This is a genomic window from Flagellimonas algarum (assembly GCF_040513375.1).
Classification (GTDB): domain Bacteria; phylum Bacteroidota; class Bacteroidia; order Flavobacteriales; family Flavobacteriaceae; genus Flagellimonas_B; species Flagellimonas_B algarum.
Window position 1 is genome coordinate 383,139 of the sequence record NZ_JBEVTG010000001.1, and the last position, 14,896, is coordinate 398,034.

Genomic DNA, 14,896 nt, shown 5'->3' on the forward strand with positions numbered 1-14,896 from the left:
TCGCAAAATTTAACCAAAAATACAACAAATCGGCTATCTGGATTGTATCTCGCAAGGTTTTTCGCCCTAGGCCATCGATTCCCATAAATCGCCTTAATTTTTATTGGCATGTAGGTGTCTGATCCATACTTTTTGCCAAGTTCGTTTGAGCATGACCAAAACAGTCTGCCCGATCATCTCGGATCGGTTCGAACCCTTGATATCCTTCATCGTCTTTTCCGGGATATCAATAAGGTATACCAAATTCTGAAACGCAGAAAAACGGGTCTGCAAAATACCGTCGACTCTTGCGTTCAAACGAGCTACGAAAGCTTCGGGCCCAACATCTTCAGCGGTTTCAAAGGAGAGATTGGCCCGTTGGAAGTCCTTTGACAATTGATCTGTCAGGGAGGTGAACAGGCCTTCGTTTTGGGCGAATCGGACCAGTTCGATACTGTTTGCAAAATCGGTTACCACCCTTTATTTACGGATTTCCCGGGTCTTGGGATTACAATTGCTTGTGAATTTTGCCGTCTTTCATGACGAATACCACTTGTTCAAGGGTATGCACGTCTTCGTACGGATTGGCATCGACTGCGATGATATCGGCAATATAGCCGTTCTTGATTTGCCCCAATTGATCCTGCATGCCCAACAATTCCGCATTGACCATGGTCGCCTGACGCAACGAAGCCGTTACGGGTACGCCCGCTTCAAGCAGGTATCCGAACTCGATGGCATTCATCCCATGTGGGAAAACCCCGGCGTCGGTTCCAAAACCCATGGGCACCCCTTTTTTATAGGCTTTCGCGATGGTACTCTGATGCAAAGGTCCGATCTCAAGTGCCTTTTTAGCCACCACCTTGGGAAAGAATCCCGGAATTTTCGCTTTTTCGGCCACTTGCTTGCCCGCACTGATCGTTGGGATCAGGTAGCATTGCTTTTCGATCATCAATTGCATGGTGCGATCGCTCATCAAGGTACCGTGCTCGATGCTATTGACCCCACCTTTGACGGCGCGGTACATGCCTTCATCACCATGGGCATGGGCGGTGACCGAAAATCCATAATCTTTTGCCGCGGCACATATCGCTTCGACTTCTTCAACGGTAAATTGTGGGTTTTCACCGCTTTTGGCCACACTCAACACCCCACCGGTAGCGGTGATCTTAATGACATCGGCCCCATTTTTATAGCGTTGGCGAACCGCCTTCTTGGCATCCTCGATCGAATTGACCACGCCATCTTTCGGACCTGGGTCTTTCATCAGTTCCTTTTTGACCCCGTTGGTAGGGTCGGCGTGCCCTCCGGTGGTTGCCAGTGCCTTTTCAGCGGTAAAAATACGTGGCCCTTCGACCAGGCCGTTGTTGATGGCGTTTCGCAGGGCAACATTCACTCCGCTACCCCCTAGGTCACGTACCGTGGTAAAACCGGCCATCAATGTGCGTTTGGCATATACGGTAGATTCCAAGGCCACATCGGCCTCGTTGTCGGTGAAGCGTTTGATGTAGGTTCTTGGGCCGAATTCCCCTTCAATGTGCACGTGCATATCGATAAGTCCGGGTAGTACCACTTTGTCTTTTAAATCGATGGCATTGGGATCTGCCACATAGCCGGCTTCGACTGATTCGATCTTACCGTCAACCACTACGATCGTACGTTCGGTTAGGATTTTCCCCGTGGCCACATCGACCATTTGGCCGCAATGGAGATGGGTCTTTTGGGCAAGCAAGCAGGTGGTCATGAGCAAACTTACCAGAAAGGCGTACTTTTTCAACATGTCGTTTTTGGTTTGCCGAAAAGATACATAAAAAAAGGAGGGTGTCTAACCCTCCTATATTGTTATCGGAACCATTTGTGCTATCAAACGGATTCTTTTTCAGCGATATTCCGGATTTTGCGTTCCCAATCCCAGGCCGAGCGTATGGCATCATCAAGGGTCGAATTCGCTTTCCATCCCAAAACCTGATTGGCTTTGGTCGTATCGGCATAGGCTTGGATCACATCACCCGCCCTTCTTGGGGCGATACGGTAATTCAAGGTATCACCGGACACTTTCTCAAAGCTTTGGATGACCTCGAGCACGGAACTTCCCGTACCGGTACCTAAATTGAACACCTCATAATTGCCTTGATGTTTACCGTCTAACAACCGCTGTAAGGCAACCACATGGGCGCGGGCCACATCCACCACATGGATGTAATCACGGATGCAAGTACCGTCGTTGGTCGGATAATCATCCCCGAAAACCGAAAGTTGCTCACGCAAACCGGCAGCGGTCTGGGTGATGAACGGGACTAGGTTTTGTGGAACACCCAAAGGCAATTCCCCGATCTCTGCACTCGGGTGTGCTCCGATCGGATTAAAATACCGCAACGCGATGGCCGAAAGTTGTGGGTTGACCTTGCAAGTGTCTTGAATGATCTCTTCCCCGACCTGTTTGGTATTGCCATATGGCGATTCGGCAGGTTTTACCGGGGCGTCTTCTGTAATCGGCATTACATCGGCCTGACCGTAAACCGTACAGGAAGAACTGAAGATGAAATTGGCGTTGCCTTTTTTGGTCAGTTCCTGCAGGATATAGACCAATACGCCGAGGTTATTCTCATAATAAAGTAACGGATTGCCGACACTCTCGCCTACCGCTTTGGAAGCGGCAAAGTGGATGACCCCGTCCAAATCGCTATGGCGGGTAAAGAAATCCTGCACTGCGGGTTTATCGCGCAAGTCCAATTTTTCAAAAATCGGTCGAATTCCGGAAATCGCCTCGATGCCATCAAGGACATCTTCCGAAGAATTCGAAAGGTTATCGATAGCGACTACCTCGAAACCCTCTTTTTGTAATTCGACTACGGTATGGGATCCTATGAACCCCAAACCACCTGTTACCAATACTTTTTGCATGACTATCCATTTACAAAGTCTAAAACCAATTTGGTAATGAAGCCGATCTGCTCGTCATCAAGCTCAGTATGCATGGGCAATGAGATGACTTCCTCGACCAATTGGTTGGTCACCGGAAAGTCGGCTTCATCGTAGCGCTCATCCACATAAGCCTTCTGTTTATGAAGGGGAATAGGATAATACACTCCACATGGAACGCCGTTTTCATTCAAATGTTGCACTAATTTGTCTCTTTTTTCCTTCAAAATACGAAGTGTATATTGATGGAACACATGACAATCACAGCTTGCGCAGATCCCATCGCAGCCGTTTACGGTTTTGGGCACGGTGATGTTCGGCTGCCCCGCAAAGGCTTCGCTGTATTTTCGGGCCGCTTCTCGCCGTTTGGCATTATAGGCATCCAAATGGGGTAGTTTGGCCCGTAAGACCGCTGCTTGTAACGAATCCAACCGGGAGTTCACCCCGACCACATCGTGGTGATAGCGTTTATACATACCATGGTTGACCATACCCCGTATCGTATGCGCCAAATCATCATCATTCGTAAAGATGGCCCCACCATCACCATAGCATCCCAAGTTTTTCGAAGGGAAGAACGAAGTGGAGGCCACATGCCCTATGGTACCCGATTTCTGTTTTCGTCCATCGGCGAAGGTATGGGTCGCCCCAATGCCCTGGGCATTGTCCTCAATAACGTATAGCCCGTGTTTATCGGCCAAGGCCATAATCGCATCCATGTTCGCGCACTGCCCAAATAGATGCACCGGCACAATGGCTTTGGTCTTCGGGGTTATGGCCCGTTCAATAGCCTTGGGATCGATATTGAAGGTATCGGGTTCGACATCGACCAAAACCGGGGTCAATCGCAGCAGGCCGATAACCTCAACGGTGGCGGCAAAGGTGAAATCAGCGGTAATGACCTCATCCCCGGGTTCCAATCCTAGACCCATCATACAGATTTGAAGGGCATCGGTGCCATTGGCACAGGGAATCACATGTTTGACCCCCAAGTAGTCTTCCAACTCTTTTTGAAAGGCATGTACGACCGGCCCGTTGATAAAGGCCGAAGATTCCAATATTTCGGAAAACGATCGGTTAACCTCTTCTCGGATCCCTTCGTATTGACCTTTGAGGTCGACCATTTGTATTTTTCTCATACTCACGTCTTGTATGACAAAATTAACAATAAGCGGGCGTACGCTCCACAATACTTGAAAGAAATGTAATTTAGCGCCGATTCCGAAACATGCACACGATATATTCCATTTTGACCCGAATCGCATCCTTGGCCTTAAGGGTAAGTGCGTGGTTCAGTCCGAAAATGAAATTGTTTACCAAAGGCAGAAGGACGGTATGGTCTTATTTGGAACAAGAACGTGACCCCAATGCCCCGCTGCTCTGGATGCATGTTGCTTCCTTAGGCGAATACGAACAGGGCCTTCCCATACTGAAAGGATTGCGGGCGACATACCCGGAACACCAGATCCTCTTGACCTTCTTCTCGCCTTCCGGCTATGAGGTCAGAAAGAATTCCCCTTTTGCTGACCTGGTCTGCTACCTTCCCCTTGACACCTTGGGCAACGCAAAAAAATTCATCAAGCTGACCCGACCGAAACTGGCCCTTTTCGTCAAATATGAACTATGGCCCAATTATTTACGGTATCTGGAACAGCAGCAAGTACCGATATTGCTGGTCTCGGCGATCTTCTCGAAGCGCCAAGTATACTTTAAACCTTGGGGTCGGTTCATGCGAAATGCCCTTCGCCGCATTGACCATATTTTCGTCCAGGACGAAGGTTCGGCCCACTTACTCCAAGAGCTCGGCTTGAAAGAAGTCAGCATTAGCGGGGATACCCGCTTCGATCGGGTGGCTGAAATCGCAAAGGAAGCCCTTGAACTCGATTTCATGGCTTCATTTACAAACGGACATGCTTGTGTCGTTGCAGGAAGCACTTGGCCCGAAGACGAACAGTTGCTAGTGCCTTACATCAATAACAGTTCAAAAACGGTCAAATTCGTTATCGCCCCGCACAACATCAAAACTGCGCATATCGATACTTTGGTCACCGCTTTGGGGAAAAAGGTAGTGCGCTATTCCCAATTGGAAGACGAATCCATCGACGCTTATGAGGTACTCATAGTCGACACCATCGGGTTGCTCACACAGATTTACCGATATGCTGACATGGCCTATGTCGGTGGTGGATTCGCCACCGGACTGCACAATACCTTGGAACCTGCCGTTTTCGGAATTCCGGTGCTTATCGGTCCGCAATTCAAAGGATTTAAGGAAGCCGAAGACTTGGTCGCCAAAAAAGGGCTACTGGTCGTTACCGATGCCAAGGAATTCGAAACCACCTTGGATCACTGCCTTGATGACGCCCATTTTGCGCGAATGACCGGCAATATCAATGCCGAATACGTAGGGCAACGTCAGGGCGCTACCAAAAAGGTACTAGCGTATGTGAAAGGGCTTTTGTGATTTTTCGCTAGCTTTAGCCTCATACACCGACCTTATGGACAAACGCATTTTCAGAATTTCATTGACCGCCGCCTTGGCCGGCTTCTTATTCGGTTTCGATACCGTCGTCATCAGTGGGGCTAACCAACCGATAAAAGAACTTTGGGGTACGAATTGGTTTTTAGGGGATTCCCTGTTTACTTTCCATGGTATATTCATCATGTCAATGGCCTTATGGGGTACGGTGATCGGATCCTTGTTCGGCGGCATTCCCTGTGATCGTTTCGGGCGAAAAAAAACACTGTTCTGGATCGGGGTGTTGTATTTCTTATCTGCCGTGGGGTCGGCGGTCGCGGTCGAGCCCTATAGCTTTTCGTTCTTCCGATTTATCGGCGGGGTCGGGGTCGGGGCCTCATCAGTAGCTGCCCCCATTTATATTTCCGAAATTTCGAATCCGGATAACCGCGGACGATTAACGGCCATGTACCAGTTCAATATCGTCTTCGGGATCTTGATCGCCTTTATATCGAACTACCTGATAGGCCTCTTCTTTTCGGCCGATACGGCTTGGCGTTGGATGCTGGGCATCGAAGGGTTACCAGCATTGATCTATACGATCATGGTGTTGAAGATTCCGAACAGCCCACGTTGGTTATTGATGAAACAGCGTCCGGAGGCTTCTATTTTACAGGCCCTGGAGCAGCTGGGGTTAGCTCCGGAAGCGGCCAACGAAAAATTCAAGGAAATCAAGGAGGCGCTGGCAAAGAGTGCTGCCGATAAAAAAGAAAAACTCTTTTCGGGCAAGTACAACAAACCTATTGTGCTCGCCTTTTTATTGGCATTCTTCAATCAGTTATCCGGCATCAACTTCGTACTCTACTATGCCCCTGAAATTTTGGAACGCGCTGGTTTGGCTTCAGGCGAATCATTATTCAGTTCGATAGGGATCGGTGTGGTGAACTTGATTTTTACTTTCGTCGGCATTGCCTTGATCGATCGTTTGGGGAGAAAGCAACTCATGTATTTGGGATCTATAGGCTATATCGTAAGCCTTGCTATGGTGGGTTGGTGCTTTTATAGTGGGGCCAGTGCCATGTTGCTGTTGATTTTCGTATTGGTCTTCATTGCCTCGCATGCCGTGGGCCAAGGGGCGGTGATCTGGGTGTTCATTTCAGAAATCTTTCCGAACAAAGTACGGGCTTATGGACAATCGTGGGGTACGGGCACCCATTGGGTCTTCGCAGCCTTGATTACGCTGTTGACACCGACTTTTTTAGATAGTGAGATCGGTATTTTCAAAGACAATCCGTGGCCGATCTTCCTGTTCTTTTCAGGAATGATGGTCTTGCAGTTTTTATGGGTGTTGTTCAGCATGCCCGAAACCAAGGGAGTCTCTTTGGAAACCCTGGCGAAAAAAATGACCAAATCCAAGGAGTAGGTTTTGCCAATTCTTGCGAAACCCCTGAAAAAGAGCGCCATTCATCGAACAAATGCCCCGGTTTTATGGGAAATCTGCCCATAATTACCTACATTGAAAGAAATAATCCTAATCATGGCAAATGAATCTTCAATGGGAATGGGCATGTTGGAAGGCTTTTTACGCCTGATGATCTTTGCCCTTGTCGCGATTTTGATCGCGATTCCCGTATGTGTAGTTTTAGACCTTTTGGGTATATTTTAAAACACTATGATCACGTAAGACAAAACCTCCCCCACGGGAGGTTTTTTTTTGCAGTATTTCAAGCATCCCCATAGCTACATTATGGATCCCCAAACCCATGACCTGGGGTTGGGCGTCACCCAAGTTCAATCCACGTATACTTAATTAAATGGGAATCCCCTTTCCTTATCACGAGGGTTAAAAGCAAAATATCGTCCAGTATTTTTTTTTTGGACGGATGCAGCACCAAGGCAAGGCCAGTTGGTCGGAAATCTTTTTAGCATTGTATCAAAAACAAGGGGATTGGCCGTGGCGCGGGATACCGGACAAATCCGATGTTCCATCAAACCGACCAACTACCCATCAATCAAAAAATCCATATTCCAATGAAGTCCAACATCCTTTTGATCTGGCTTGCATTGCTTCTTAGTAGCTGCAACCCGGTTTTCGGTCAAGTCGAACGGCTGGCCCTACAATTTGAATACAATGACGTCACTTATAACGGAAGCGTTGAAATCCCTGCCGGCAAAACGAAGGGATTGATCGTTCTAATTCCGGGTCACGGGCCCACTGATTTCATAGCCGGTTCCGAGTATGGCGGTTTACGCGATTACTTTACCCAAATCGGGTATGCGGTAGCCTTTTGGGACAAGGCCGGTTGCGGAAAAAGCGGTGGCACGTACAACCATCAGCAATCCATCGATAGTAGTGCGGAAGAGGCCTTGGCGGCAATGGGAAAAATCAGGAGCATGCGGGTCAAGGGATCGGATCGCATCGGACTCTGGGGTATCAGTAGGGCAGGTTGGATCTGCCCGGTATTGCTCGCCAAAGACCCTTCACTCGCTTTTTGGATATCGGTCAGCGGTACCGATCAATTTGAAAATTCCCGATATATGTTGCAAGCCAACCTGAAAATTGAGGGAAGGACCGAACCGGAAGTCGCCCAACTGATGAAGGAATGGGACCACTATCAAAAAGTCTTGGTGAACGGAGGGGAGTCGTTGGATGTCTTTTTGGATGCGATTCCGAACCTGATGGAAGACCCCTACTTCAATGCGGACGGGTTTGCGTTTACCGAAGCATCGTTTAAGGCGGTCCAAGGGTTCTATCAAAACGGGGATACCCAATACCACCCCACGACCCATTTGGCGATCATGGTCGAGGATTTTGATTCCCTTTTGCGCAAAATCGATCTTCCTGTCTTGGCTATCTGTGGGGAAAAGGATTCCCAAATCGACTGGCGTAGCACCCTGGCATTGTATCGCCAAACCATCGGCATCAACCCAAAAGCCGATTTAAGCATTAAGACTTTTGCTAACGGAAACCACACTATGCAACAATGCGAAACCGGTGGCATCAATGAAGACCTTTCAAAGTTCGATTATGCCCAATGCAAAGGGTATTACCAAGCTATGGGCCAATGGTTGGAGGCACTCGTCGAATAGACGAAAACGGTGAGTGATGCTTCACTGATGCTGAAACGGAACATCCGTGTCTTGGTTCAATTGCAATCGGGAAGCTGGAGAAGCGTTGGAACAAAAAAGCCTGGCCGTTTGATTGACCAGGCTTTTCATTTGTGCGGGTGAAGGGAGTCGAACCCCCACGCCTTGCGGCACTAGATCCTAAGTCTAGCGTGTCTACCAATTCCACCACACCCGCGGATTTCGTTGAAATCGGGTTGCAAATATACTTGAATTTTTCAATTGTCACCCGGGCCCGTTCCAAAAACTTCTTTTTAGTACTTTTAGTCTTCCAGTTTATCACAACATGCAAGAAATCAACGACTACATCAACGCAAACAAAGATCGGTTCGTCAATGAATTGATCGATTTACTCAAATTACCCTCGATCAGTGCCGATACGGCCTATTCGCAAGACGTTATCAACACGGCCGAAGCCGTTAAACGCGCACTTGACGAAGCAGGCTGTGAGCATACCGAAATCTGTGAGACCAAAGGATATCCCGTGGTATACGGCGACAAAATCATCGATCCGGCATTACCGACCATTCTGGTCTATGGCCACTATGACGTGCAACCTCCCGATCCGATGGACCTTTGGGAATCACCGCCATTCGAACCGGTTATCAAAAAGACCGAATTGCACCCTGATGGGGCCATTTTCGCAAGAGGGGCCTGTGATGACAAAGGGCAAATGTACATGCACGTCAAGGCCGTCGAATACATGATCAAAAACGATCACCTTCCCTGCAACGTGAAATTCATGATCGAAGGGGAAGAAGAAGTTGGCAGTGATAGCCTTGCCGATTTTTTGGAGGACCATAAGGAGAAGTTGGCCAATGATATCATCTTGATTTCCGATACCGGGATGATCGCCAACGACATCCCGTCCATTACTACCGGACTTCGCGGACTAAGTTATGTGGAAGTCGAGGTTACGGGGCCCAATCGTGACCTGCACTCCGGAATCTATGGGGGTGCGGTACCGAACCCGATCAACATCCTTTCGAAAATGATCGCCTCCCTCCATGATGAAAACAACCACATCACTATACCCGGATTTTATGACAAGGTCGAAGAACTGACCGATGCAGACCGGGCCCATATGGCTGAAGCTCCCTTCAACTTAGAAAATTACAAGGCGGCTTTGGATATCGGCGATGTCTATGGTGAAGCGGGGTACTCGACCGCAGAGCGCTATTCGATACGTCCGACACTCGATGTGAACGGTATTTGGGGCGGGTATACGGGCGAAGGGGCCAAAACGGTCATCGCCAGTAAAGCCTATGCCAAGATTTCGATGCGCTTGGTACCGGATCAGGATCCCGATGAGATCACCAAGCTGTTCGCCGACCATTTCGAAGCCATTGCCCCAGCCGGGGTCAAAGTCAAGGTGACCCCGCACCATGGTGGTTTGCCGTATGTAACGCCGACCACCAGCGTGGGATATAAAGCGGCCGCCATGGCTTACGAAAAAACCTTCGGAAAAGTCCCGGTTCCTGAACGAACAGGAGGTAGTATCCCGATCGTTGCCCTTTTTGAGCAGGTCTTGAACAGCAAAACGATATTAATGGGCTTCGGCCTTGATAGCGATGCCATTCACTCGCCGAACGAACATTTCGGGGTATGGAACTTCTTGAAAGGGATCGAGACCATTCCGTATTTCTACCAGTATTATACGGAACTGAACCGCTAAAACCGTTTTTTCAAAAAATTTTCACTCTACACTTGTAGAGTTTAAATATTTATTCTATGTTTGTAGAGTTAATTCTAGAAATGTAGAATATGCAGTTGTCAAAATCAGAAGAAGAGTTGATGAATTTTTTATGGAGGCAGAAAAAAGCCTTTATGAAAGATCTATTGGAAGCTTATGACGACCCTAAACCGGCCACTACCACCGTTGCTACCCTGTTGAAACGGATGGCCGACAAAGGATTCGTCGCTTATACGAGCTACGGCCGTTCGCGGCAGTATTACCCGCTGGTCAAAAAGAAAGACTATTTCGCCAAGCACGTGAACGGGCTTATCAAGAACTTCTTTAACGACAGTGCCAGTCAGTTCGCATCGTTTTTCACCAAGGAAACCGACTTGAGCAAAGCTGAGCTGGAAGAGCTGAAACAACTGATCGACGAACAAATCAAAAACAAATAAGATGTTGGAGTACTTGCTGAAATCATCGGCCTGTATGGCCGCCTTTTTGATCTTTTACCAGTTCTTATTGGAAAAGGAAAACCTACATCATTTCAAACGCTTTTTCCTGCTTGGGGCTTTGGTGGCCTCTTTGACCATCCCTGCCATCGTGTTCACCGAATATGTCGAAGTGACGCCTACCGAAACGACCGTCTCAGAGACGGCACCGATACTTGAACCCGAGGTTTCGCAAGTCGGTGAGGTCGCCACTGATATGGATGTAATCGATTGGCCTCTTTTGCTGGGCACCTTATACGCTTTGGGATTGGTGGTCTTCGGTTTCCGGTTCGTCAAACACCTTTGGCAGATCCTTTCCCGGATACGAAACAACCCGAAAGCGAGACAGCATGCCATCATCAGGGTGCTTTTGCGTGAACAATTACCGCCCCACACCTTTTTCAAGTATATCTTTTTGAACCAGAAAGCCGTTGAAAAAAAGGAGATTCCCAAAGCGGTCATCATCCATGAAGAAACACACGCCAAACAGTTGCATAGTATCGACGTGTTGTTCATAGAAATCATACACTTGCTCTTTTGGTTCAACCCCTTGTTCTATCTCTTCAAAAAGAACATCAAACTCAACCATGAGTTCTTGGCCGACAATGCCGTGCTCAATCAGCGCATACCGACCAAAACCTATCAAAATACCTTGCTTTCCTTTTTATCGGAAACCAGCGAAAAAAAATATCAGTCAATTACAATGGCGAACGCCATTACTTATTCATCAATCAAAAAACGTTTAACAGTCATGAGAAAACAGACCTCTAAAAAATCGATGTACTTAAGGTGCCTGCTTGCGGTACCCTTTGTTTTGGCCCTACTTTACGGGTTCAGTGGTTCCAAAATCGAAACCCGGGTGACCTCCGATCCCGAACCGACATCAAGCCTTTCCGAAATGGATCGGACCCTCTTACCGACAGTTGGGGAACGGACCATGGAATTTGCAGGATTGATCTTGGATACGGAGACTTTCGAACCCTTGGAAAATGCCGGTATTTACGATCAAACCGGCGCCCTATTGGGTACCACGGATGCCCATGGGTATTTCAAGGCCGATATGCCTATTGCGAAAGAAGGGGATATCCGGTTCGAATTCGAGATAAGAAAGGAAGATTACCGATCCCTGGTACAACGTGAACACTGGGGTCCACTGCCGGGTACGTTACAGTCAACCTACTATTTCGGACTACGAAAAACGCAGTCGGAGCAAGCCCAGTTCAGCCATTTGCTCTCGACCAATCGCAACTTGGATTATGCCCTGCTCCTTGAAAGTTTTCAGCCGCTTAAGACCCGATTGGAATCGAACAGACGCCTAGAAGCGGCCAAAAAAGGCAATCTAGCCGTTTTTATTGAAATCGATGGCAGCCCTTACCTCGTGAACGAAGATGGGGCCCTCAAACTCAATAGCAGGGAGGATCTCGTTTCAATCAATGGTGCCATAACGATACCGGCCTTTAAAATCAATGGGCTACTGCAACGCCATGAAGTCACTGGAATGACCCCCGTAACCGGGCAAGCGGCTCGCTTCGAAGTTAAGACCAATGCCAAAGTGTTCAAAAAGCCGACCCAAGAAGGGGCTACCCGCGAACAAATGAAAACGTACAACGCCTTAGCCAAAAAATACAACAGCATGTCGCGCGACCATATGCGCATTTCGATGCAAGAGGTCAAAATGATGACTTCGATCTACGGGTTGATGACCGATAAGCAAAAGGCCGACGCGGAACCTTTTCCGGATTTACCCGAACCACCACCACCGCCACCGCCGACTCCCAATACCGGAACGGACTTGGATCCCCCTCCACCGCCGCCTACAAGCACCAAAGCCCCGGCTGACGGAAAAAGGGTACCTCCACCTCCACCACCACCTGCCCCCTTGGCCCCATTAGATCACATCGTGGCCATGGCTAAAAAAGGCGCTTCCTTTTACTACGGGGGAAAGGAAATCTCATCGGATCAGGCCATTGAGCTGCTTAAAAAGAACAAGAATTTGAATGTAGAAACGACGGGGGCCAGTTCGAAACGGCCGGTGGTCAAAATCACTAGCGAACCAATCCGGGTCAAATCATAGGTTGCTCCCTAGTCCCCTTAAAAAACCAATAAAGCCTTCATTTTGAAGGCTTTTTTGTAACAAATCCCAAAATACCGCGTTCTAATAGCGTTATCCTATCATCATCCCACGTATTGCTTAAGGCCAACACCAACCTTCCATGGCCTTTCCAATACCGATAGGCACGCATTGAATCAAAATCAAATCCTAAACGAACACTATTATGTTGCAACGCTTTTTTATTTTTTGTTCCGGGGCCGACACCCAGATTCTTGAATCCTGTTCCAACGGCGAACGAAATAAGTATGCCGGTATCGGGGCCACCGTATTCTTTACCGCGGTCATGGCCTTTATTGCAAGCGGGTATGCCCTGTACACCGTTTTCGACAATGTCTATACCGCAATTTTCTTCGGTTTTATATGGGGATTACTGATCTTTAATTTGGACCGGTATATCGTCTCGACCATCAAGAAAAAGGATTCGTTCAAAAGTGAACTCCTGCAGGCCGCCCCGCGTATCGTACTGGCGATCATCATTGCCATTGTCATTTCGAAACCATTGGAGATGAAGATATTCGAGAAGGAAATCAATCAAGTCCTATTGGAAGAAAAAAACGCGATGACCTTGGCCAATCAGAACCAATTGGCCCTGCAATACACCCCCAAAGTGGATGCCTTGAATGAGGAAATCGCTGGTCTCAAACGGGAGATCATCAGAAAGGAGGCCGAGACCAATGCCCTGTACGATGTGTACATCTCCGAAGCGGAAGGTACCGCTGGTACCGGGCTTTTGGGAAAAGGACCTGTCTATGCCGAAAAACGCGAAAAACACGATGCCTATTTGGCCGAATTACAATCACTGAAACAAACCAACGGGGACAAAATCGCCGCCAAGGAGGCGGAGATCGCCGCGCTCAACGCCGATTACGAAGCCGCAGTCAATGCCTCGCAACCGGTCATTGATGGCTTTGACGGACTCATGGCCCGAATCAATGCATTGGGGAAATTACCATGGTTTCCTTCGTTCTTTATCTTTTTGTTGTTCCTTGCTATCGAAACGGCACCGATCATCGCCAAACTCTTAGCCCCGAAAGGGGAATACGACTACCGCTTAGAAGAGGGCGAAAGTGTGGTTGCCACATGGGTTACTCAGAAAGTGGAACAACGTAAATTATTGCTATCGACCGATGCGGCCATCAACGAAGACATCTATGCCGATATCAAATCGGAAGAGGCCTTGTACCGGTATAAGAAGGAAAAAGCCGAAGAACTTTTACGGCTACAGGCAGACGCATTCCACGATGTTCAGGTCAAAGGGCTTTAGACCTGTAGTTTGGCATGTGCCTTTAAAGCCACGGCCAGACTATCTCGCCAATGCGGGATGTACAGATTGAAGGTGTTCTTGATTTTTTCCTTATCCAGAACACTGAACTTGGGACGTTCGGCTGGCGTTGGAAATGCCTCGGATCGTATAGGCTTCAAATCGACCTCGATGCCTTGACCATCAAAAATGGCTTTGGCGAAATCATACCAGCTGGCCACCCCTTCGTTACTGTAGTTGTAGACCCCATAGTCGATGCTATGCGCCTTGATAATGTACAGTAAAACGTTGGCTAGGTCATGGGCATAAGTCGGCGTGCCCACCTGATCATAGACCACGGAGAGCTCATCGCGTTCTTGGCCCAATCGGATCATGGTCTTCATGAAATTGTGTCCGTGTTCGGAATACAACCAAGATGTTCGAATGATGAAATGTTCTTCAAGGTTATTGATGATGGCTCGTTCGCCTTTATACTTCGTATCGCCATAAAAACCAATGGGCCTCGCGATATCTTCTTCTTTATACGGGACGTTCAAGTAACCGTCGAAAACGAAATCGGTAGAAATATGGATCAATACCGTGCTGGTCTCGTTACAGTTCATGGCCAGGTTACGTGCCCCGGTCACATTGACTTTTTGGGCAAGTTCCGTATCACTTTCGGCTTGATCGACACCGGTAAAGGCAGCACAATTGATGCAATACGCGTAATGCTTGGCCGTCAGGGCCTCATGTACCGCATCGAAATCGGTGATGTCGAGATCGGAAGATGACATAAAGACGAAATTCAACCCCTTATCGGCATCGGCCGCCAAGGTTTTGATCGTGCTTCCTAATTGGCCCGAAGACCCCGTAACAAGAATATTCATAGCTG

General features: G+C 48.3%; 13 protein-coding genes and 1 tRNA gene. 8 read left to right on the forward strand and 6 right to left on the reverse strand.

Annotated elements, in window-relative coordinates:
• Nucleotides 1-93: 93 nt before the first annotated feature.
• The 4 genes from ABV409_RS01795 to ABV409_RS01810 form a co-directional block, all read right to left on the reverse strand.
• Nucleotides 94-456 (reverse strand): hypothetical protein, encoded by a 363-nt coding sequence (locus tag ABV409_RS01795; protein ID WP_353875827.1) that lies wholly within the window; start codon nt 454-456, stop codon nt 94-96.
• Between the two features lie 31 nt (nt 457-487).
• Nucleotides 488-1,759 (reverse strand): metal-dependent hydrolase family protein, encoded by a 1,272-nt coding sequence (locus ABV409_RS01800; protein ID WP_353875828.1) that lies wholly within the window; start codon nt 1,757-1,759, stop codon nt 488-490.
• An 83-nt stretch (nt 1,760-1,842) separates the two neighbouring features.
• Nucleotides 1,843-2,883: a UDP-glucose 4-epimerase GalE gene (gene galE, locus ABV409_RS01805; RefSeq protein WP_353875829.1), complete on the reverse strand. Its 1,041-nt coding sequence runs from the start codon at nt 2,881-2,883 to the stop codon at nt 1,843-1,845.
• Nucleotides 2,884-2,885: 2 nt separating this feature from the next.
• On the reverse strand, nt 2,886-4,040 hold the full coding sequence (locus ABV409_RS01810; protein ID WP_353875830.1) for a DegT/DnrJ/EryC1/StrS family aminotransferase: 1,155 nt from the start codon (nt 4,038-4,040) through the stop codon (nt 2,886-2,888).
• Nucleotides 4,041-4,129: 89 nt separating this feature from the next.
• Here ABV409_RS01810 and ABV409_RS01815 point away from each other — a divergent pair, with 89 nt between their 5' ends.
• From ABV409_RS01815 to ABV409_RS01830, 4 genes are all read left to right on the forward strand, one after another.
• A complete protein-coding gene (locus ABV409_RS01815; protein ID WP_353875831.1) occupies nt 4,130-5,365 on the forward strand; it encodes a 3-deoxy-D-manno-octulosonic acid transferase in 1,236 nt (411 codons plus the stop codon).
• Nucleotides 5,366-5,399: 34 nt separating this feature from the next.
• Nucleotides 5,400-6,782, forward strand: a complete 1,383-nt coding sequence (locus ABV409_RS01820; RefSeq protein WP_353875832.1) for a sugar porter family MFS transporter — start codon at nt 5,400-5,402, stop codon at nt 6,780-6,782.
• A 114-nt stretch (nt 6,783-6,896) separates the two neighbouring features.
• Nucleotides 6,897-7,025 (forward strand): hypothetical protein, encoded by a 129-nt coding sequence (locus ABV409_RS01825; RefSeq protein WP_353875833.1) that lies wholly within the window; start codon nt 6,897-6,899, stop codon nt 7,023-7,025.
• Nucleotides 7,026-7,390: 365 nt separating this feature from the next.
• Nucleotides 7,391-8,449 (forward strand): alpha/beta hydrolase, encoded by a 1,059-nt coding sequence (locus tag ABV409_RS01830; protein ID WP_353875834.1) that lies wholly within the window; start codon nt 7,391-7,393, stop codon nt 8,447-8,449.
• Nucleotides 8,450-8,581: 132 nt separating this feature from the next.
• On the opposite strand, the gene ABV409_RS01835 is transcribed toward ABV409_RS01830, so the two are convergent.
• A tRNA-Leu gene (locus ABV409_RS01835) sits at nt 8,582-8,663 on the reverse strand.
• A 108-nt stretch (nt 8,664-8,771) separates the two neighbouring features.
• On the opposite strand from ABV409_RS01835, the gene ABV409_RS01840 reads away from it, so the two are divergent.
• The 4 genes from ABV409_RS01840 (at nt 8,772) to ABV409_RS01855 (ending at nt 14,028) form a co-directional block, all read left to right on the forward strand.
• Entirely contained in the window at nt 8,772-10,160 is a 1,389-nt protein-coding gene (locus ABV409_RS01840; protein ID WP_353875835.1) for a dipeptidase, read from the forward strand.
• An 89-nt stretch (nt 10,161-10,249) separates the two neighbouring features.
• Nucleotides 10,250-10,615, forward strand: a complete 366-nt coding sequence (locus ABV409_RS01845; RefSeq protein WP_353875836.1) for a BlaI/MecI/CopY family transcriptional regulator — start codon at nt 10,250-10,252, stop codon at nt 10,613-10,615.
• 1 nt (nt 10,616) lies between these two features.
• On the forward strand, nt 10,617-12,725 hold the full coding sequence (locus ABV409_RS01850; protein WP_353875837.1) for a M56 family metallopeptidase: 2,109 nt from the start codon (nt 10,617-10,619) through the stop codon (nt 12,723-12,725).
• 202 nt (nt 12,726-12,927) lie between these two features.
• Nucleotides 12,928-14,028, forward strand: a complete 1,101-nt coding sequence (locus ABV409_RS01855; RefSeq protein ID WP_353875838.1) for a DUF4407 domain-containing protein — start codon at nt 12,928-12,930, stop codon at nt 14,026-14,028.
• Here the strand turns inward: ABV409_RS01855 and rfbD are convergent.
• Nucleotides 14,025-14,891, reverse strand: coding sequence for a dTDP-4-dehydrorhamnose reductase (rfbD, locus tag ABV409_RS01860; RefSeq protein ID WP_353875839.1), 867 nt, complete (start codon nt 14,889-14,891; stop codon nt 14,025-14,027). The genes ABV409_RS01855 and rfbD overlap by 4 nt on opposite strands.
• Nucleotides 14,892-14,896: the final 5 nt, after the last annotated feature.

Coding starts and splice junctions, on each gene's coding strand:
- ABV409_RS01820 (WP_353875832.1), top strand. CDS start 5,400: ATGGACAAACGCATTTTCAGAATTTCATTGACCGCCGCCTTGGCCGGC.
- ABV409_RS01840 (WP_353875835.1), top strand. CDS start 8,772: ATGCAAGAAATCAACGACTACATCAACGCAAACAAAGATCGGTTCGTC.
- ABV409_RS01830 (WP_353875834.1), top strand. CDS start 7,391: ATGAAGTCCAACATCCTTTTGATCTGGCTTGCATTGCTTCTTAGTAGC.
- ABV409_RS01810 (WP_353875830.1), bottom strand. CDS start 4,040: ATGAGAAAAATACAAATGGTCGACCTCAAAGGTCAATACGAAGGGATC.
- ABV409_RS01845 (WP_353875836.1), top strand. CDS start 10,250: ATGCAGTTGTCAAAATCAGAAGAAGAGTTGATGAATTTTTTATGGAGG.
- galE (WP_353875829.1), bottom strand. CDS start 2,883: ATGCAAAAAGTATTGGTAACAGGTGGTTTGGGGTTCATAGGATCCCAT.
- ABV409_RS01815 (WP_353875831.1), top strand. CDS start 4,130: ATGCACACGATATATTCCATTTTGACCCGAATCGCATCCTTGGCCTTA.
- ABV409_RS01850 (WP_353875837.1), top strand. CDS start 10,617: ATGTTGGAGTACTTGCTGAAATCATCGGCCTGTATGGCCGCCTTTTTG.
- ABV409_RS01855 (WP_353875838.1), top strand. CDS start 12,928: ATGTTGCAACGCTTTTTTATTTTTTGTTCCGGGGCCGACACCCAGATT.
- rfbD (WP_353875839.1), bottom strand. CDS start 14,891: ATGAATATTCTTGTTACGGGGTCTTCGGGCCAATTAGGAAGCACGATC.
- ABV409_RS01800 (WP_353875828.1), bottom strand. CDS start 1,759: ATGTTGAAAAAGTACGCCTTTCTGGTAAGTTTGCTCATGACCACCTGC.
- ABV409_RS01825 (WP_353875833.1), top strand. CDS start 6,897: ATGGCAAATGAATCTTCAATGGGAATGGGCATGTTGGAAGGCTTTTTA.